16 protein-coding genes and 2 pseudogenes are annotated in these 19,107 nt (G+C 62.0%); 10 read left to right on the top strand and 8 right to left on the bottom strand.

From position 1 onward, the window contains the following. Positions 1-739 (bottom strand): PAS domain-containing protein (locus tag EOA78_RS29630; protein ID WP_127318619.1); only part of this gene is annotated, 739 nt, incomplete at its 3' end. Positions 740-1,031: 292 nt separating this feature from the next. Here EOA78_RS29630 and EOA78_RS29625 point away from each other — a divergent pair. The 3 genes from EOA78_RS29625 to EOA78_RS29615 all read left to right on the top strand — a co-directional run bounded on the left by EOA78_RS29625 (position 1,032) and on the right by EOA78_RS29615 (position 3,883). Next, complete coding sequence (locus EOA78_RS29625; RefSeq protein WP_127318617.1) at positions 1,032-1,733, top strand: response regulator transcription factor; 702 nt, start codon at positions 1,032-1,034, stop codon at positions 1,731-1,733. A gap of 235 nt (positions 1,734-1,968) precedes the next feature. Next, positions 1,969-3,219, top strand: a complete 1,251-nt coding sequence (locus EOA78_RS29620; RefSeq protein ID WP_245477825.1) for a potassium transporter TrkG — start codon at positions 1,969-1,971, stop codon at positions 3,217-3,219. After that, positions 3,212-3,883, top strand: a complete 672-nt coding sequence (locus EOA78_RS29615) for a TrkA family potassium uptake protein (RefSeq protein ID WP_206533529.1) — start codon at positions 3,212-3,214, stop codon at positions 3,881-3,883. The genes EOA78_RS29620 and EOA78_RS29615 overlap by 8 nt, the downstream gene beginning before the upstream one ends. 72 nt (positions 3,884-3,955) lie before the next feature. Here EOA78_RS29615 and EOA78_RS29610 read toward each other — a convergent pair whose 3' ends face one another. Beyond that, positions 3,956-5,107: a helix-turn-helix transcriptional regulator gene (locus EOA78_RS29610; protein WP_164783998.1), complete on the bottom strand. Its 1,152-nt coding sequence runs from the start codon at positions 5,105-5,107 to the stop codon at positions 3,956-3,958. 356 nt (positions 5,108-5,463) lie between these two features. Between EOA78_RS29610 and EOA78_RS29605 the strand changes: the two genes are divergently transcribed. Together EOA78_RS29605 and EOA78_RS29600 are read left to right on the top strand one after the other, a co-directional pair. Next, positions 5,464-5,823: a hypothetical protein gene (locus EOA78_RS29605; protein ID WP_127318609.1), complete on the top strand. Its 360-nt coding sequence runs from the start codon at positions 5,464-5,466 to the stop codon at positions 5,821-5,823. 105 nt (positions 5,824-5,928) lie between these two features. Further along, complete coding sequence (locus tag EOA78_RS29600) at positions 5,929-6,336, top strand: c-type cytochrome (protein WP_127318607.1); 408 nt, start codon at positions 5,929-5,931, stop codon at positions 6,334-6,336. 20 nt (positions 6,337-6,356) lie between these two features. On the opposite strand, the gene EOA78_RS29595 is transcribed toward EOA78_RS29600, so the two are convergent. Then, positions 6,357-7,490, bottom strand: a complete 1,134-nt coding sequence (locus EOA78_RS29595) for a CapA family protein (protein WP_127318605.1) — start codon at positions 7,488-7,490, stop codon at positions 6,357-6,359. Between the two features lie 57 nt (positions 7,491-7,547). On the opposite strand from EOA78_RS29595, the pseudogene EOA78_RS29590 reads away from it, so the two are divergent. Next, a pseudogene (locus EOA78_RS29590) lies at positions 7,548-7,697 on the top strand (LysR family transcriptional regulator); the annotation flags it as partial. A 402-nt stretch (positions 7,698-8,099) separates the two neighbouring features. Here EOA78_RS29590 and EOA78_RS29585 read toward each other — a convergent pair. The 4 genes from EOA78_RS29585 to EOA78_RS29570 form a co-directional block, all read right to left on the bottom strand. Continuing rightward, entirely contained in the window at positions 8,100-8,471 is a 372-nt protein-coding gene (locus EOA78_RS29585) for a dihydrofolate reductase family protein (RefSeq protein ID WP_245477823.1), read from the bottom strand. Continuing rightward, positions 8,458-9,447 carry a PD-(D/E)XK motif protein gene (locus tag EOA78_RS29580; RefSeq protein WP_206533528.1) on the bottom strand — a complete coding sequence of 330 codons (990 nt, stop codon included), beginning with the start codon at positions 9,445-9,447 and terminating at the stop codon, positions 8,458-8,460. The genes EOA78_RS29585 and EOA78_RS29580 overlap by 14 nt, the downstream gene beginning before the upstream one ends. Next, entirely contained in the window at positions 9,444-11,579 is a 2,136-nt protein-coding gene (locus EOA78_RS29575) for a Z1 domain-containing protein (protein ID WP_245477821.1), read from the bottom strand. The genes EOA78_RS29580 and EOA78_RS29575 overlap by 4 nt, the downstream gene beginning before the upstream one ends. Before the next feature lie 215 nt (positions 11,580-11,794). Then, entirely contained in the window at positions 11,795-13,849 is a 2,055-nt protein-coding gene (locus EOA78_RS29570) for an ATP-binding protein (protein WP_127318601.1), read from the bottom strand. Between the two features lie 500 nt (positions 13,850-14,349). Between EOA78_RS29570 and EOA78_RS29565 the strand changes: the two genes are divergently transcribed. The 3 genes and pseudogenes from EOA78_RS29565 to EOA78_RS29555 all read left to right on the top strand — a co-directional run. Beyond that, the gene (locus EOA78_RS29565; RefSeq protein ID WP_127318621.1) at positions 14,350-15,837 is read left to right on the top strand and encodes a DNA cytosine methyltransferase; all 1,488 of its coding nucleotides are present in this window, start codon (positions 14,350-14,352) and stop codon (positions 15,835-15,837) included. A 6-nt stretch (positions 15,838-15,843) separates the two neighbouring features. Further along, complete coding sequence (locus EOA78_RS29560; protein WP_127318599.1) at positions 15,844-16,317, top strand: very short patch repair endonuclease; 474 nt, start codon at positions 15,844-15,846, stop codon at positions 16,315-16,317. 117 nt (positions 16,318-16,434) lie between these two features. Next, positions 16,435-16,719: pseudogene (locus EOA78_RS29555) on the top strand (LacI family DNA-binding transcriptional regulator); the annotation flags it as partial. Between the two features lie 188 nt (positions 16,720-16,907). Here EOA78_RS29555 and EOA78_RS29550 read toward each other — a convergent pair. Continuing rightward, complete coding sequence (locus tag EOA78_RS29550) at positions 16,908-18,638, bottom strand: adenylate/guanylate cyclase domain-containing protein (RefSeq protein WP_127318597.1); 1,731 nt, start codon at positions 18,636-18,638, stop codon at positions 16,908-16,910. A gap of 233 nt (positions 18,639-18,871) precedes the next feature. On the opposite strand from EOA78_RS29550, the gene EOA78_RS29545 reads away from it, so the two are divergent. After that, the coding region (locus EOA78_RS29545; RefSeq protein WP_164783997.1) for a LacI family DNA-binding transcriptional regulator at positions 18,872-19,107 on the top strand (236 nt) is incomplete at its 3' end.

Below are 19,107 nucleotides of genomic sequence, written 5' to 3'. Positions count from 1 at the left end.
GTGCCTGACGGGCGAGTTTCTGTTCGGCTATATCGCGTCCGACGGACTGTATTTCGACGAGCTTGCCGCTGTCGTCGAAGATGCCGTGATCGGTCCAATGATGGTGGAGCTCGCGCCCATCGGTGAGGGCGCCGACTTTTTCCGCCTCGCAAACGGGCCGTTCGGGGGTCATTTGACCGATGACCTCATCGAAGCTGCCGAAATCGGGGGAAAACGAGTTGAAATAATGCCAGTCCGGGCTCAGCAGCTCTGCGCGCGTCTTGCCGACAAGACGGCAGTAGGCGTCATTGACAAAGCTCATGCGCCCATCCGGCGCGAACCGGATGATATATTCCGTCTGTGCCTCGACTACATTGCGGTAGCGCTGTTCGCTGTCGGCCAGTTCGCGCAAGGCAGCGCGGTTTTCGGCGAAGATGCTCGAAGCCATGTCGATCCAGGGCTGCCAAAGCGCCGAGCTTTTGATGGCGGCCTGGGGTGCGCCGGTGGTTTCGCCGGCGGCGCCGGAGCGTACGTGGTCGACAAGCGAGATCGCCGGGCCGACGAGCTCCCTCAGAAGCACGCCGTGCAAAGCGAATACCGAGACAAGCACCCCGGCCAAGATGAGCGCATAGGGAAAAAACGACTGCTGCAGGGCGTAGGACTGATAGAAGCCGATGCCGGCGACAAGCACGAGAAGCGGCAAAACGCAGGCCGCCATCAACAATGCGTAATGCCTGGACAGCTTCGAGGAGGTCGGCACGGCGAGGTCTCCACAGACGGATGCGCCGTCACGACGGTTGCTGTTCCCGTGCGGCCAGTGGACTGAAAGGCCCACGGCCTGTCAAGCCGGCCTGCCCGGCCTTCTGCCCGACGTCGTTGAACATAACCGCAAGGATGTTTCACGATGATGCCGTACGACCGATTTCCCGGCTTCTATTGTTTCAATTGTGTCGAACCCGCCCGAAATCGCCAGCAGATGGGGTTGCCCTTGCGATTGACCCGGAGTGAATGCGCCCTGTAGGTTTGCGCCGTCGCTCGCCGCGGGGGAACGCATGGCCGACATCATTATCGTGGACGACGAGACCGACGTGGCGTTCATGATCGCCGACTATTTGCAGGCGAAAGGCTACCGCATTCGCACGGCATCCGGTGGTGCCGGAATGCGTGAGGCGATCGCGGCGGCCAAGGCCGATCTTGTCGTTCTCGACCTCAACATGCCGGGCGAGAACGGCTTTAGCCTGGCCCGCTGGCTGCGTGAGCATCACGACACCGGCATCCTGATGCTGACGGGTGCCGATTCGGTGTTCGACAGGGTGGCGGGCCTCGAGATCGGTGCCGACGACTATCTGGCAAAGCCCTTTGCACCGGTCGAGCTGGAAGCGCGGATCGCCGCGGTGCTGCGCAGGCGCAGGCCGAAGGAATCGGACAATGCCGACGCTTTGCCGGCCGGGCAATTCGCCTTCGGAACCTATGTATTCGACGCTCGCGCGAGAAACCTCATCGACGCCGACGGCGTGGCCATTCCGCTGACGCCGATGGAGCTCGATCTGGTGGCGGCCTTCGCCACCCGGGCTGGCCAGGTCATTGGTCGCGACGAATTGCTCGACCTGGCGCCGCCCAGGGGCGACGAACCGTTCGACCGCAGCATCGACAGCCGCATCACCCGGCTGCGCCGCCGGCTCGAAAAGGACCCGGCCAAGCCGGAACTGATCAAGACGATCCGCGGCGTGGGATACCTGTATCCAAGGCGGTGACTGTATCCCTGGTGTCGCAAGACTTTGGCGCCGCTATCCGTGCGTTTTGGCGGGCGCCGGGCGATTGAGCCGCTTCGAGGGTGGACCAATGTCGGGCGGTGTGCTGTAGAGCGGTGGCTTCACCTCGTTCAGGGGCAAACAACAAGGGTGGCGTTTGCGACGATCGATACAGCATCCCGTTCGACTGGTGCCATTGGCTTTCCTGTTTGTCATCCTTGCGGGCACGGCATTGCTGATGCTGCCGATCTCCCGTGCGGACCCGGGAGGCGCCCCACTGCTGACAGCCCTGTTCACGGCCGCCTCGGCCGTCTGCGTTACCGGGCTGATCGTTCAGGATACACCCACTTACTGGTCCGGATTCGGCCAAGGTGTCATTCTTGTGCTTTTCCAGATCGGCGGCTTCGGCATCATGACCGGCGCGACGCTGCTGGGGCTCCTGGTGACCCGGAAGCTGAAACTCAGCCGCCGCCTGGTCGCTCAAGCCGAGACAAAGAGCCTGATGCTCGGCGATGTCGCGGCAATCCTGCGGCTCATCCTGCTGGTCACGGTGACCATCGAGATGCTGACCACCGCCGTGCTTGCCTGGCGCTTGCGCTACGCTTACGACTACGGGTGGAGCGACGCCCTCTGGCACGGCCTTTTTCAGGCGGTTTCCGCCTTCAACAATGCGGGCTTCTCCACCTATTCCGACAGCCTCTCCGGCTTCGCGCTCGACCCGATCGTGCTCATTCCGATCATGACCGCCGTCGTGATCGGCGGCCTGGGATTTCCCGTGATTTTTGAACTTCGCTATGGAATGCGTCACCCCGCACGATGGTCGATCCACACCAAGATCACGCTCTTCGGGACCGCTTTCCTGCTGATTGCTGGCCTGGTCGCGACGGCTGCGTACGAATGGAGCAATCCTGCGACACTCGGCCTTTTCGAATGGCCCGGAAAGCTGCTGAACGCCGGCACGCACTCGGTGATGGCGCGAACCGCGGGCTTTAACAGCATCGATATCGCAGGCATGCGGATCGAGACGCTGGCGGTCACCTACGCCTTGATGCTGATTGGGGGCGGCAGCGCCGGCACGGCGGGCGGGATCAAGGTCACCACCTTCTTCCTTCTGGGCTTTGTGGTCTGGGCTGAGATCCGCGGCCAGACGGATTCAACCGCATTCCGTCGCCGCATCGGTTCGGCTGTCCAGCGCCAGGCGCTGACGATCGTCTTGCTGGCGGTCGGAGCGGTCGGCGGCGGGGTGCTTATCCTCCTCAGCGTGACGAGCTTCGCGCTCCAGCATGTGCTGTTCGAGGTGATATCGGCGTTCGGGACCGTCGGCCTTTCCACCGGGATCACCGCAGATTTGCCTCCTGCCGGGCAACTGGTCATCATTGTACTGATGTTCGTCGGACGCGTCGGCACGATCACCATCGCGAGCGCGCTCGCGCTGCGAGAACGCAATGAACCATTCCGCTATCCAGAGGAGCGCCCAATCGTTGGCTAAAAGCAGAACACCCCACGGTGACGGCGTCGTCGTCATCGGCCTCGGCCGCTTCGGCGGCGCCGTTGCCCAGTCCCTCGTCAGTCTCGGTCACGATGTTCTGGCCATCGACGAGAGCGCTGAACTCGTCCAGAGCTGGGCAAGCCAGCTCACCCATGTGGTGGAAGCCGACAGCTCCAATGCCGACGTCCTGCGGCGTCTCGGCGTACAGGATTTCCGCCATGTCGTGGTCGGGATTGGGACTGATATCGAAGCCAGCGTCCTGACTGTTCTGGCGCTCGCCGAGCTCGGTGTACCGGACATCTGGGCGAAGGCCGTGAATACGAACCACGGTCGTATCCTGGAGCGGACGGGCGCGCACCATGTCGTCTATCCGGAGGCCGCTATGGGCGAGCGTGTGGCGCATCTCGTAACCGGCAAGATGATCGACTTCATCGAATTTGACGACGGCTTCGCCATCGTGAAGACGAGGACGCCGCGAGAGGCTGTCGGCAAGACGCTGGCGGAGTCCGGCGTAAGGAGCAAGTACGGCGTCACCGTCGTCGGCGTGAAACGGCCGCGGACCGACTTCACCTACGCCACCCCGGAAACCGTCATAGAGCTCGGCGATCTGCTGATCGTATCCGGTCCGACAAAGCTGGTGGAAAAGTTCGCCGCTATCGCCTGACGGAAATGGTCCTGGTGGTCCGCGGGATGACGAGCGGCGGCGGGCCGCCAACGCCCGGCAGGATGAGTGTGATCAGGGACCAGGCTGCCCCGCGGGCGGAACGATCTGCATGACAAGGCGCATCAGATCGGCCTGACGGGAGGCGCCGGTCTTCTGGAAGATATTGTCGAGATGCGTCTTGGCGGTCGCGTTGGCAATATGAAGGCTGGCGGCGGTCTCGGCCAGGGTGTGCCCGGCCACAAGGCTGGCGAGCACACGGGTTTCGGCCAGCGTAAGCCCAAAGGCTCTCGCCAGCATTCCGGCGGCGTCATGCTCGTCCGGTGCATTGCCGATGAACACCGCGGCTACCGCCGCGGGTTCAATGCCGGCGCGCAGGTCGCCGCCGGCCATCGGCAGCACGCGGGCGAAGACGGGCGGCAGGCCGGATTCGCTGAGGAGGACGGCAAGCCCTGTCTTGCCGATGCTGACCTCATCCTGAGCCGCAAGCATGATGGCGCTGTGAAGCTCCCTGGAAGCCGACGGGATCTTCGCTTGCAGAATGCCCCGGACATTCTGGATCGGGCCGCCGCTGCGCAGCATGTGCTTGGCCGAGCGGTTGGCGTGCAGGACGGCGCCACGTTCATTGGTGAGGACCACGGCGCATGTGAGCGCATCAAGCGCCTCGGCCATTCCTGCGCGCTCGACAGTGCCGATGTCCAGCATGTTGCTGATTATCACCGAACGGCGCACATGCGGCAGCAACAGTCTGCCAAGCTTGATTTCGCGCTCGGTGATAATGCCTTGCCGCTTGTGTCGGGCAACGGCGAAGCCGGCAAGACGGGTAGGGGTGTGGATCAGGAAGAACGACATGACGTCGACCAGGCCTTGCGGCTTCAGGCACTCCTGAAAATATCGGGAGGTCTCCAGGTAGGTTTGAGGAATATGGCGTGAGACCACATGCGGCATATCGAGCGAAGGCCATGTCGAGAGATCCTCAAGCAGCCGGGCGTGGATCTCGGGGATATATTTTGCCTGTTGCTCCAGCCAGTATGGCTCTATTCCCACGGTCCTGTAGATCAGCAGCCGGTCGTTGGCGAGATCGTCAAGGTGCAGGACCGCAGTCTGGGCATCGAGCGCATCCCTGATCCCAGCCAGCGCGTGCTCCCATCGCCCCGGGTCGAGTGCGCAATCGTAGATCGAGCCGATCAGCTTCGACAGGTCATGATGCGACAATGCCTTGGCCATCGGCGCCCCCCGCATGTCGACAGCGCGTCCGACGCGGAAAGCAGCGCGCTCTCGCAGGTGCTCTCGCCTCTCCAAATTTTAGCGATCGCTTAAATTCCGATTATCTCCCCCAAACAGGGGATGCGCAAGCACCTGGGCGGTGAAATACTCGCGCCCCAGAAGACAAGGTCACAGTTAACTGTGACAACCAGTGCGGTTCAGCGCGTTCCTGGCTCGCGGACCTTCGCCACTGTGATTCAGCCGGGGGGCCTAATCAAGAATTCTGCCTGCGTGCGCCGACTATCACGGCGCGCGACCGCCTATTGCTGAAACGTTAAGCCGGGCTCGACCCGGACAATTCGGGATGGAGCAGCATTATGTACAGATACATTGCTTTTGCGGCACTTTGCATGGCGGCGATGCCCGCGCATGCCGACGAGCTTGGAGCCATGAAGGCTGAAAGCATCGATCTCGCCGGCTTCCTTGGTGTCGTCTACTATACGCCTCAGGAGGACGGCTATCGGGTGGTCACCACAATCGCGCAGGGCGAGGCTGGCTTGCCCGTGCGTTTCGTGGCGACACTGACCGAGAACCAGATAGTCGCGGTCTCCGTGCCGGGCAAGTTGGGAGAGTCGGACCAGGTCATCGAGATATCCCGTGTCGGCGGCAAGCTCGTCGTCAGCCCACAACCGATAGACGGCATCGTGGTTTCTTCTCCGAAGCCCGCGGTCGACTGATGACCGCCGTCTAGTGATGCAAGGTCGAGTGATCCAAGGTCGAGTGAGCCGGGGGCATGCGCGTTGCGACGGCGCTGGATGAGCCTGCAACGTGGGCGACAGACGATGTCCCTGTGGCTCGTCCTCCCGTCTGTCGTCGTCTTTACCGTCGCCGCCGGCTTCGCCGCGTCTTCGCAAGCCGAGCTGGCCTCAGGCAAGTTCTACGAAATTGTCGGCAACAAGGTCGATGCGCGGACTTATAATGGCTTCCGTCGCTACCATGGCAGCTGCAATCACTGCCATGGTCCCGACGGCATGGGCTCGACGTTCGCCTCGGCCCTTGTCGACCGGCTGCCCGGCATCGAGGTCTTCCGGCGCAGCGTTCGCGACGGCGTGCGCAGCGGCCCTTCAGTGATGAAGGGCTTCGCCGACGACCCCAACGTCGCTCCTTACATCGACGACATCTACGCCTATCTGCAGGCCCGCGCTGACGGTGCGCTTGGCCGAGGACGGCCTGAGCGGCTTGAACGCTAGAGTATCGCAGGCTGCCAGCTTCACCATAGGATAGTGAGACGGTCATCGAGCGCCACATGCGTGCCGAAGGGCGAGCTCTCACGCTCAAGCATGGCCGCGAGCCAGGCGGCATCTTCGGGCGCGGCGCGGTTTAGCCGGAACTTGGCGAGCTCGAACGGCACCAGCTCGAGCGAAAGAAGCCTGCCCTCAGGCATAGCGAGCCGCGGCAGGTACATCAGCGCAAGCTCACCGCGAAAGGTTTTGTAGCCCGTGATTCCCTCATAGTCGGTGAGGAAGTCGCCGCACCCGTAGAGGATCAGCCGGCCGTCATGGATTTCGATCGGCTTGGGATGGTGGGAGGAGTGCCCATGCACGACGTCGAAACCTGCAACGTCGATGAGAGCATGAGCAAGCGCGCGTTTTTCCGCGGGGACTTTGTAGCCCCAGTTGCCGCCCCAGTGGATCGAGGCCACCGCGAGGTCGCCAGGCTGTTTTATGACCTCCACGGATCGGGCGATCGGCGCGAGCGACCGGGCCGAGGCCAGCAGGTTGACCCCTGGCTTGTAGGTTCCGGCTGCCCATGAAGCTGGAACGCCGCTGGTCTCGAGCGCGAAGCCAAAGACGAGCACGCGGCCTCCGCCGGTCAGTTCGATTACGGCAGGCGCCGCCGCCTCGTCCGCGTCAAGCCCGGCCCCGGCATAGGCGAGGCCGGCATGCCGGAGCGTATCGAGGGTTTCGACGAGGCCAGGCTCATCCCAGTCGAGCACATGGTTGTTGGCGAGCACGCAGCAGCTTACCCGCGCCGCCGCCAGGCAGCCGATGTTTGCGGGGTTCATTTTGTAATTGATCCCCTTGGGCGCCGAAGCCAGGCTGGTGGTGATGCTGGTCTCGAGATTGATGATCCGCGCGTCGGGCGCTTCACGGTCCAGTTCGGCGAGCGCATCGCCCCACACATACGCATCGTCGACCTTTCTCGGGATCGGGCCGTTGATGCGTTCGGCAAGCTCGACATAGGTCGTCGCCGATTTGACATAGCGCTCGCAGAGGTGCGGATCGCCTGGATTGGCGAGGATCTGGTCGATGCCGCGCCCGAGCATCACGTCGCCGCACAGGAACAGCTTTACGTTGCTTCGGACGGGTCGTTCGGCGGCGGCATTGTTTGCGATCTGCGGCATCGGTTCTGGATCTCCTCCGTGCCAACACCCCAGCGACGCCGACGGTTCCAGCAGGCAATCACTCGAGGTTTGATCGATCCCGGCTCCTTCACGCGGGCTGCCGAGCGGCTGGGCATCACCAAGGCGGTGGTGAGCCAGCAGGTGGCGCGGCTGGAGCGCTACCTCGGAACGACGCTGCTGATCCGCACAACGCGGCGCGTCCATCCGATACACGCTCTACCCGCCGCGCGCTTCCGCCCGCCCAAGGTGATCAGGTTTGTCGAGATGCTGATTGCGGCTAAGCAGAAGGTGGGTTCAGGGAAGGGCGGGCGCTGTAAGGTTGGGGCGCCGCGCTGATGGCCGAAGCGGGCGATCTTGACGCGCCGAGGCCGAAGCTGCCGATCTCCCTCTCAAGGGGGTTGAGGAGTGGTCCGCGAAGCGGACGGAAAGCCAATTGCTTGGCTTTCCGAACGACGAAAGCCGGCAGGCCGAAAGGGTCGTCTTGCGTAATGCGCCAACCTCCACTGTCGCAAGAGAGCAGGCCGCGCTCGGTCGAACCGACCCCCCTCGACCCTGCCGGGCATCTCCCCCCTCAAGGGGGAGATCGGCCGTCCTCGCCGCTTTCGCCTATCATCGCTTCACCGGCGCATATTCAAGCGCCACGACGCCGTTGCTGAATGGCGTGGCCGAAATCAGCGCGAGCGGCACTTTCTCGCCGGGCGGGAACAGCGGCTTGCCCTGGCCGACGGCGCCGGGATAGCTGAGCATCCTGATGCGGTCGACTAGGCCGTGGCGCAGCAATTCCTGCGCGACGCTCAGGCTGCCATGCACATAGATGTTGCCACCGCTGCCTTGCTTCAGCGTCCTGACCGCTTCCGGCAAGGCGCCCTTCAGCAACTCGGCCGGTTTCCAGTCGAGCGCCTTCAGGCTGGTCGAGGCGGCGAAAGTTTGGTTGGTTTCGTAGCGGGAGAATATAGCGCGATCGTCCTCACACTCGGCCATTCGCGAGAGCGGAAATATCGGCGAGGACTTCGGCAGAATCCAAGACAGGCAGGTTAGCCACGGTTATAATGTAACGGATCGCAAGGACGCCCGGCGGAAGCTGAAAGCTCTGGGGCAGGCCTGGAAACTCCTCATCAACTTCGAAGATCTGCACATCCCTGAAGTGAAACCGCACAAGGTCCGGCGAGCGGCGCATTTCATCTGACCAGTTCAGTGCGTTCAGTCGGGTCATGAAGCCGTCGACGGCAGCCGCGTCGCGGCGGATATCGTCAATCACGCCGTCGATGAGAGTGACGAGCGACTGGGCACCAGCCGCCGACTCCTCCAACTGGACTGAGGCGAAAAGCAGCCTGCGGCCTTGGGGTGCGATCAACTGATCCACGCGCGAGATCTCGTGTTCATGACGGCTGCGAGTCGTTGCTTTGACCTCCATGTGGAGCCGATCGCTGACGAAATCATGACGCTCTTTGTCGGGCCCGCTCCAGAGGTGGACTGCGTCAGGCCCCAGCGCCCGAAGCCATACTACCTGCAGCATCAGAAGTTCACCCACTAAGCCAATCTGCTCTTTGCGAGACATCGGTTGGCGGACCGGCTTCCACGCGGACTGCCAGCTGCGCACGATCGATACGGCGGCTGCCCAGGGGTCGCGGCCCTCCCCGTAGATGGCCTCGATGACTTGGCCGCAGAGGGCGGCGAACATAACTTCGTGCGCCGCCGGCGACTGCAGGTCGAGGCATTCTGTCTCCCCCAGGTGGGCTTGGCGCAGTCGCAGGCCATTGTAATCCGGTGGCAGTTCGCGGTTGGGCGAACCAGCTGCAGGGGCCAGCAAGTGAAGCGCACCAGCAGCGTCGATCGCCAGTTCCAGGCCGGTCTCCTCATCGTCGCGCGTGACTGCCGTGGTCGGGCTCAGCTCTTCGCCGGGGGGTTTTCGAGCACGCAGATCCCGCCAAGCTGCGATCAGAGCTTCGCTGTTCACGCGACGACGCCCCGATTGACGATGGCGTTCGATCGGCCGTCCGACGTCTGCGGCAGGCTGAGCGCGACAGCAATAACCGCGTCAACACCCGGCGTCTCCAACGGCACAGGGTTCAGCGGGTAGAGGAGCAGCAATCCCTGCGTACTCGGTCGAGCGGCGCGCATGGCTTCGGCGTCAAAATTCCCAGAGGCACGGCGGAAAGCGTCGGCACCCCCTGCCAAATCAACGCCCTCGTGACGCGGGTCGATTAGGATTCCGATACTCTCCGCGCTGTTTCGCGCGCGCGTCACAAGGCGGTTGGAGACACCTCCGATCTTAATGGGCGCGCCCGCCTGCGCCCCTGCCAAAAACAAGGACCACTCGGTCAGCTCACCTTCGGTCACACGCTGCATGATCCAGTCGGCAATAGCATCGCCCCTGAGAGCAATCGTATCCGGATGGGTCTGATAGGCCCTAAGGAAGTCGCAGACGATCTCTGGCGGCAGGTCTCGGAAAATCCGGCCGCCGGACAGTTCCCGACCGGGAGCCGCCATGGCGACCAGTCGGTCCGCCAAGAGGCGATTGGCTTGCAGACGCACCGGATCCCTGAGAGGCAAGATGACCGTTTGGGGATGCTCGCCCGACCAGGACTCTTGGAGCGTCTCCGCCATACCGGACTTGTTGCGCGATGTTAGCAGAAGGCCGCTGTGGGCCCGGAGCCGGATCGCCATCTCCGAAGGCCGCCGGCCCGCGCGATAGAGGGCCTGCAGACTATCTCTTAAGGACTGCTCGACAAGCGCCAGCTCCGTGAACCAATGGGCGATGCCATCAGTGGTCCAAATACGGATTAGGTCCTCATAGTCCGTGCGGAAACCGTACCAGCGGGCCATCTGCAGCAGAGTGTCTGCCATAGTGGCTGTGCGAAGGAAGTAGGAGATCGTCAGCCCTTCCAGAGTAAGACCTCGCGAAAGGCGGTTGCCGCCGACGGCCACCACGTGGCGATTTGGCCGCATATCATACTCAAGGTTTTCGCCGGTGGCGCTGTTGAGCTCGACTACATCGAGCCGCGTTAGCACCTCGAGTGCTGCTGCGGCGACTTCTGCAGGGTCAGCGGGCAGTTCAACACCTCGAAAACAAAGATCAAGTTGCTCGCGGAACAAATCATGGAGGTCCTGCCCTTGACGTAGGGCCTCCAGCCAGAGAGCCTGCTGGCTGCGTACTGCCTCCGCTACGCGCTCCTGATCCCGTACGCGAGCACTCACGTGAACGAGCATGGTGTGAGGCTGGCCGGCCAAGCCGGTCCGGTGCTCGCGGATCGCCCCTGCCAGACAGAAGGCGATCAACGCATCGGCAAGCGAGTCCGGCAAAAGCACCTGTTGGGGACCAGCAACCACCGGCGCGGCTGATCGACGCCGTGCCGCTCGCTTCAGTTGATTGACGTCTTCGTCCGCGACGCGGCGGAAGACGTCTCGCCCTTGCGCACCAACGCCGAACAATTCTTCGGTCCCCGTATAGCCTTCGGGTCGGGGCAGCTGCAGCGCAAAGTCCCTGGGGAACAGGTCGTCGCCGACCCTTCGGTCAGTTGCGGACGGATCGATAAGGATGTTGGCGAAAGGTGTCGCTGTGTAGGCCACATAGGCCGCTTTGGTCGCACGACCGAGGAGTGAACGAATCAGTGAGTTAGTGGGCGTGGGTCCGTCGCGGCCTCGCGCCGGTTCCTCCTCCTCGTCATCCATCGACGGGTCCGGCGCGCGATTGCCGCGGGTATTAATTGACGCTTGATCGGCCTCATCATCGATCAGAAGCATGGGCAGGGCGTCGAGCAGGGGACCTGCCGTCTTCAGCCACGCGTCCAAGCGCTCGAGAACAGGGACGATCTTCTTGGCCACGATCAGGAACACGCCGGGTTGTGCAAGGAAATCGACACCCGGGTCTCTGAAATCTTCGGTCTCGCCCGTGAGTACCATCCAAGCTGGGCCATCACCCTCCCTCGGGCCGACCAGTTCACGCTCGAGCCGAGCTTGAGTCTGGTTGCGAAGGGCGTCGTGTATGCCAGAGAGGACAATGATCAGGCGGTAGCCGGCGTCGACGGCGCGTGCCGAAAGGGCGGTGTAGTTGGCCGTTTTGCCGCTCTGGACGTAACCGACGACCAAGCCGCGTCCCTGAAAGGGCTCCGGCTTTCGAGGATCGGGCAGGTGGCGCAGCACCCGCGCGGATTCTGATGCAAGGCTCGCTAGGGGTTCCGCCAGCCATCGGCCTCCCGCGCTTAGACGACGCTCCAGGCGACCCCATGCGCCATTTGGCGCGGGGGGGAGATCGTCTGTCCAGCTAGGGATAGATGGCCGGAGCTCTCTGAATCTTACTGTAGTCACGCCCCGACAGCACCCTCGATGAGCGCTTGCTGCACGTCAACTTGGTCAAGCTCTTCAAGGAAGGCGGCAAGGGCCGCCGTGGCCTCGGGGTTCGACTCAACCGCCCGAGCGAGTTCGACCAACGCCGAACTGGCCGAACTGACTTGAAGGACGCGGTCGCCATTGAAGCCGTCGGAGATCTTCCAGGCGAACTTGGCCGTGGTCACTGGACGAATGGTGATCGGCGGAACAGCAGGCGACTGAGGCGCCGGATCAGAGAAGCCGGTGTTGATCGAACCGCCCTGCATGGCGCCGGCAGACTGAGGCGCCGTAGAGGTTGGAACAACCGCGCCTAGCCCTTGTGTCGGTGCAGGCGTAGGGGGAGTCGGTTTGGGCGAGGATCTGCGACCGTATTTGGCGAAACTTGCCTTGCGAACGGGTTCGGCTAGCGATTTAATCTGGTCCTGAAGATAGCCCGGGAGCGACACCTCCTGCTTGGAGATATTGATCTGAAAGGCTTCGTCGAGCAGCTTGTCGAACTCGACTACGACACGGGCTAACTTTGTCTTCTCTTCGTTGGTCTTCCAGATGTCATGCCAGCCCCCCCATTTGATGAGTCGATCGTTGCGGTAGATGAACAAACCCTGGGTCTCATTGCGGCGCCCCCCATAGCCGATGCGATCGATGGCCTTCTGGCCGGCTGCCGGCCCACTCGAGGCATGGTAGTTCTTCAACTCATCCTCCGTCGGTAGCAGGAAGGGCTGCACCCGTACATCTGCATGTCCAATCTCGAGCGGCACGCGAATGACTTTGGAGTCGAACGGCTGCGCCAGCGGGTGGCCGGCTGGGCCATTCGGCTCAATTGGAATTCCATTGATGCGGATGGTGAGTTGCGGGCGCCCTTTTGCCTCTCCTTCTAGAAACCTATGAAAGACAAGTTCCAGGTGCCGCGTCAGTTCCTGAATCTCCGCTACGTGGGGCGAAACCCCTTTGGCCGAGGGCGCAGACAGTGGCGTCTTCATATGCTTCCACAGCACTGCCGTGCCCTTCTGAAGGATTTTCGTAGCCTCCGCTTCCCACGGTTCCAGTGGGGCTTCGATAACCGAGAAATCCGCCATATCCTGCTTGTCCCAGCCAAGGTGGATCAGCGGCTGGCCGGCCTGCTTCGTGACCACAGTCACAGCTCGGGCCTGCGACCAGGACGCCCCCTTCAGCCCATAGCCGTACTTACCGAGGCTCCGAACGCCATAGGTGGTGTCGCTGCCAATACGCAACGCCTCGTCAAGTGTCTCCGCATCCATGCCGGTGCCGTTGTCGCGGATGACCATCCACCGGCCGTGGCCGTTGTTAGGGGGATCGAAGATCACATCGATCTCCGTGGCTCCTGCCTCGATTGAATTGTCGACGATGTCGGCAACGGCCGTCGGAAGTCGATGGCCTGCATCACCGAGCATGCCGACGAGGCGTTCGGCATTCGGCGGCAGTTTCCGTCTGCCGTTCGACGGCTGGGCGGCATCAGGCGACGTCGGATTCGAGGTGTCGGTCATGGCGGAGGTATCCCGGCTGGCAGAGGGCGTGAACATGTCGGGTCGAGCGACAGAAAGAAGACGGCGAACTCGCACGCTCTCCTCCGGCTCGAGCGCAATCATTCCGGCCCGCAATAGACCTGAGGTCGAGCCGTCGGCGAGGACAGTCTGGGCCGTCAGATCATCTTTTGAAAATACGACCCAGGCACCGGTCGCAGGGAAGGAACCGGCTTCGACTTCCATCGCGAAAAGACAGCCGGGTTCCACGAAATCGTAAAGTTCATCGGTGGGGCAATTGCCCTCAAAGCGCCAGTTCTTGGCCTGACGCTTCAGTGAATGATCGAGGGTTTGAGGACCATCGTCGGTGTCGTAACGAAGAAGGAGCGGTATGCGATCGTAGTCGTTAGCTGCGGGAAAGACGCGATCAACCACGTCGCTGTCGAAGTTGATCGCCCGCTGTCGTGATCCCTCGCGACCGTTGCGGCGATAGGCATGGAACATGCCTAGCTCGCTGTGCTGCAGCACCCTCAGGATCAGGAAATTCATCTAGCCCCTCCGGAGATGCCGCCGAGCGATTCATCCCCTCAGCCCACCATAGGCGATTGAATGCGATTTTCACAATCCTCGGTAAGCCACAAATCACCTGCCGCGTTGCTTTGGCCGTGCGGTCGAACGCGTCAAGCTGACAAGTTCGACATGAGATCAAGGCTTGTTCAGTTCTCCGACCCGTCCGCATTTCCAAATTTCGAATCAGCCTCGGATCAGAGAGCCTACTCGACAGAATGATCACCTGTGTGGATTTGCGCAGTTGTGTTGACGAGGCGAGGTTAACGGCCGACTTTGCGCTTCAGGAGCCGAATCGATGAACCAAACCGCGTACAAATGCTGACGCCTCAGAAAGATGCAGGTCTGTCCAAGGCGGCCCACTATATGCGCGGGTGCAAGATGTCGCCTTTAATTGCGCGCTTTGTTCGCGGGTATCTGCATTGCGCGCGGAATAGCCGCGACCGTCGCCCTGCATATGGGGAGCGCAGTTCTTGAACCAGGTGGCGGATGCCTCAGTCTTGACGCGCATCGAACGTCTCCAAAGTGGAGGCAGACCTCGCGTATTGGACCTGTTTTCAGGCTGTGGGGGCCTATCTCTGGGATTCCAGGCAGAAGGCTTCGAGATTGCTGCGGCGGTGGAGTTCGATCCAACTGCCGCAGCCTCGCATGGGGCCAATTTCCATCCCAGCGATCCGCGGCATGCACGCCCGCGCGACATTACAAAGCTGAGGCCAGAAGCCTTGGCGGATGAATTAGACTTAGGCCCGGTCGACGCCGCGATCGACGTCCTCGTCGGCGGCCCCCCGTGCCAAGCTTTCGCGCGGGTTGGACGCCCCAAGCTACGCGAGGTCGCGGAACATCCTGACGCATTTCGGCTGGACACTCGGGCCCGCCTCTATCTCGACTACCTCAAGTTCGTGCATGCCTTTCGTCCTCTCGCCCTAGTAATGGAGAATGTCCCAGACGTCCTGAACCATGGCGGTCAGAATGTCGCGGAGGAGACTCGAGAATTCTTGGAGTCGATCGGCTATGTAACACGCTACACTTTGCTAAACGCAGCCTTCTATGGCGTCCCGCAGATGCGCGAGCGGATGATCCTAATCGCGGTTCGGCACGAGTTGGGCGTTGATGTCTCGTTCCCTTCGCCGACGCATTTCATGCAGCTTCCCTCTGGCTATGCAGGAAGTCGCCAAGTGGCGCTCAAATTGCTGAAGGGCAATTTGCTTGGCGATGCTCAGGGATACGTGGCGGCTGAGCCGCCGAATGAAAATCTGACGCCGGCGGTGACCGCCGCGCAGGCGCTCAGCGATCTTCCAGTGATCACCGGACATCTTCGGGGCGAACTCCGGCGGGGAGTGCGACGTTTCGATCGTGTGGCGATGTATCCGGCTTCTTCACCGACGGACTATGCCCGCCTTATGCGAGAATGGCCTGATTTCGAGAACAACACAGGCGTACTGGACCACGTGATTCGATATCTGCCGCGCGACTGGAAGTTGTTCGCGCGGCTGAGGCCGGGCGACCAGTATCCGGAGGCGCATGCCGTAGCCGTCAGAATGTTCGAAGAGGCACTGGCAAAGCTGAAGTCTGAGAACGACTCTGCTCCTCGTAGGGACTCAGCCGCGTGGAAAGCGCTCAGAGCATCGATCGTGCCACCCTACGATACTGGTAAGTTTCCGAACAAGTGGCGCAAGATGGAGCCAAATCTGCCAGCGCGGACCTTGATGGCGCACTTGGGCAAGGACAGCTACAGCCACATACACTATGACAGCGCCCAAGCGAGGACCATTTCCGTCCGAGAGGCGGCCCGGCTGCAGTCTTTTCCCGACGGTTTCGTATTTCGCGGCGCGATGAACGCCGCGTTTCGGCAGATCGGTAACGCGGTGCCGCCCCTTCTGGCGCGGGCCGTGGCAGGAGAAATCGCTGAGATTTTCGCAAAAGTGGCAGGCCAGGGCCGGCGGCACTTGAGCCGCTTTGCCGCTGCTTAACATCCCATGGCAAGGCGTCAAGCCACGCGCGCCGACCCTCTTACGTCAGAGCAGCGCCGCCTCAACATGTCGCGGATTCGGGCGCGCGATACAGGCCCCGAGATGGTCATCCGGCGGGGTTTGCATGCGCTCGGCCTTCGGTACCGACTGCACGATCGACGTCTGCCTGGCACGCCAGATCTCGTTTTTCCCGGAGCGCGAGCAATCGTCTTCGTGCACGGTTGCTTCTGGCATGGCCATGAGTGCTCACTTGGCGTCACTCCGCGATCGAACGCGGCTTTCTGGTCAGAGAAGATCGCACGGACCCAAGCTAGAGATCGGGAAGCGTTTCAGAAGCTGGAAAGCGAAGGCTGGCGATTGGCGGTAGTTTGGGAATGCGCGCTTAGAGGCCCTGTTCGCCGGCCGGTGGCGTCGGTTCTGGACGATCTTGCGACCTTCCTGCGCTCTGACGCAGAACGGCTTGATATTAGCGGCGCATAGACCAGAGCAGCACGCCCATAACGCCGCTGTCCCCTCTTGCCTTCCCTCCTACCTACCCCTTGTCTCCCCGACGCCGAACCAAGCTTCGCCTTCACCACCCCGGTCACGCTCCGCGAGGTGGCCGCCGGCGTCAGCGTGGCGACGGCCTCAAAAGCGCTGAACGGGCAGGGGCGGATGACCGCCGAGACGCGCGAGCGCATTCGCGAGACGGCGCGGCGCCTTGGCTTTCGTCCGAACAGCCTGGCGCAGAGCCTGTTGCGGCGGCGTTCCTTCACCGTTGGGCTGTTGACCAACGATGCCTGGGGCCGGTTTTCGCTGCCGGTCATGTCGGGCGTTTCGGATGCGCTGGTCGACAAGCGCGTCTCGGTGTTTCTGTGCAATGTCGAGGACGACCAGCGCCTCGCGGCCAGCGGCCACCGCGACCACTGCTTCAAGCAGTGAAGCACCGCCGGCGTGGCAGCGTGTTGGCAGGTGAGTGGAACGGCCGCCTCTGACCCTAAGCCGCCGGTCGTTCGGTCATGCCACAAGGTCCGCATCGGGCGGGTTTTTTGCCTGTCCCCGATTGGATCTGGTTCGTAGTTGCGGGCTGGCTACAGGTCGGCAATACCGGCTTTCAGCAGTCCTTCGCGGACGTGCTGCACATCAGACTCCTGGGCATAGTGCAGGGTGGCGATAAATGAATCGAGGTCGAATTGGGGATCGAGCGTTCTGATCTTGCCTAGATGCGCCGCGGCCGCGATTTCGTCGCCGAGCCAGCCGTAGCAGGCAGCGGCGAAAGCGTGCTGAACCGAGTCCATGGTTGACAGATGCATGAAAGCTTCGATCGCCTCGCCATACTGGCGCGCGGCAAAATGCGCCTTCCCCAGATGGCTCCAGAACCGCTCCGGGTGGTGCGGGTTCAACTGCATTGCCTTGCGGATCCATTCAATTCCCTCTTCCGGCCTCCCCAGCCACGTCAATAACTCGCCTTGCTGCACCACCACGAGGTCGTAATTGGGATTGAGGGCGAGGGCGCGCTCTTGATGGTAGCGCGCTGTGGTCAGCTCATTGTTGTTCACGTTCACTGCGGCGAGGATGCGGTGGACATCGGCATCGTTGTCGTCCAGCGCGAGCGCCCTGTCCAGCGCTGCCATGATGTCGTTCCAGACGCCATCCCTGTCTTCGCACCAGTTATGGACCCAGGCCTGGCCAAGGATGCAGGCCCGCCAGGCATGGGCATGAGCATAATCGGGGTCGAGCGCGACGGCCCTGCCTATCAAGGTCTGCGCGCGTTCATTATCCGCAATCGTGCTTCGGTGATGCAGCACCTTGGCAGCAAGCACACATTCATAGGCGGCCATGTTTGCAGGTTTCGCCCGCGCGAGCTGGTCCCGCTGAGCCGCCTCGACACGACCGGGCAGCGTGGCTGCGATCGCCGCGGTCACCTCATCCTGAATCGCGAATATGTCGTCCAGCTTCCGGTCATATTTGTCTGCCCAAATATGAGCGTCATTCGTCGTGTCGATGAGCTGAACCGTCACGCGCACCCTGTCGCCGATCTTGCGGACGCTTCCCTCCACCAGGTATTGGACTTCGAGTTTCTCGGCCACCTCGCGCACATTCACGGCGCGGTTCTTGTAGACGAAGGCGGAATTGCGCGAGATGACGAACAGCTCATGATGGCGGGATAGTTCGGTGATGATGTCCTCGGTCAGTCCGTCCGCGAAAAATTCCTGCTCGGGGTCGCCGCTCATGTTGTTGAATGGCAGCACCACTATCGAAGGTTTCGAGATGGATCGCTTTGCCTCGACTTCCGGCAGGACAGGACTGTCAAGCCCAATGCGATAGAGGCGAACCGGGCGGCTGATGTTCTTTAACGTCTTCTCGCCCAGGTCCTCCATGGCAATTTCGAGACGGTCGGCAATTTGGGTCGCCACCGCTGCGGTCACACAGATACCGCCGACGTCGGCGAGTTGCTCGATGCGCGAGGCAATATTGACGCCGTCGCCGAAAATGTCCTCATCTTCGAAAATGATGTCGCCGAGATTTATGCCGATCCTGAATTCGATACGCCGTTCTTGTGGCACATCCGAATTGCGCCGCTTCATGCGCTGTTGGATTTCCACGGCGCATTTCACGGCATCGGTCACGCTCTGGAACTCAACGAGCATGCCGTCTCCGGTGGTCTTGATGATCCGGCCCTTGTTCTTCGCGATGGCGGGATCGACCAGTTCTATGCGATGGGTCCGAAGGCGTGCGAGCGTGCCGGATTCGTCGGCCTCCATTAGCCGACTGTAGCCCGCCATATCGGCAGCCAGAATTGCGGCTAGTCTCTGTTCCATCGCTTGAACCAAAAACCAAGCCTATCCTTCCTGGGCTGCCAAATCCAGCAATTAGCAAGAAATCTTAGACATGCCCAAACCAAGGCTGTTCCTCTTGCCATCCCGGCATCCTTCCCCTAATCTCACTGAGAAAACCTTTTCCCAAATCGGCCGCATCCGCTGATCTCACCAGTCGGCGCCTCGCAGGACGATAAGAGAAAACCTTTTTCCAACTTGGATCCGCCGCGCACATCATGGCTTCCGACGCCCAGCCAGTCTTCACCAAGCCCGTCACGCTCCGAGAGGTAGCCGCCGTTGCCGGCGTCAGCGTCGCCACGGCCTCAAAAGCGCTGAACGGGCAGGGGCGGATGACCGCCGAGACGCGCGAGCGGATTCGCGAGACGGCACAGCGGCTTGGCTTTCGCCCGAACAGCCTGGCCCAGAGCCTGTTGCGGCGGCGCTCCTTCACCGTCGGGCTACTCACTAACGA

The sequence above is a fragment of the Mesorhizobium sp. M5C.F.Cr.IN.023.01.1.1 genome, assembly GCF_003997585.1.
GTDB lineage: Bacteria > Pseudomonadota > Alphaproteobacteria > Rhizobiales > Rhizobiaceae > Mesorhizobium > Mesorhizobium wenxiniae.
This window is presented reverse-complemented; position numbering and strand designations above follow the sequence as displayed.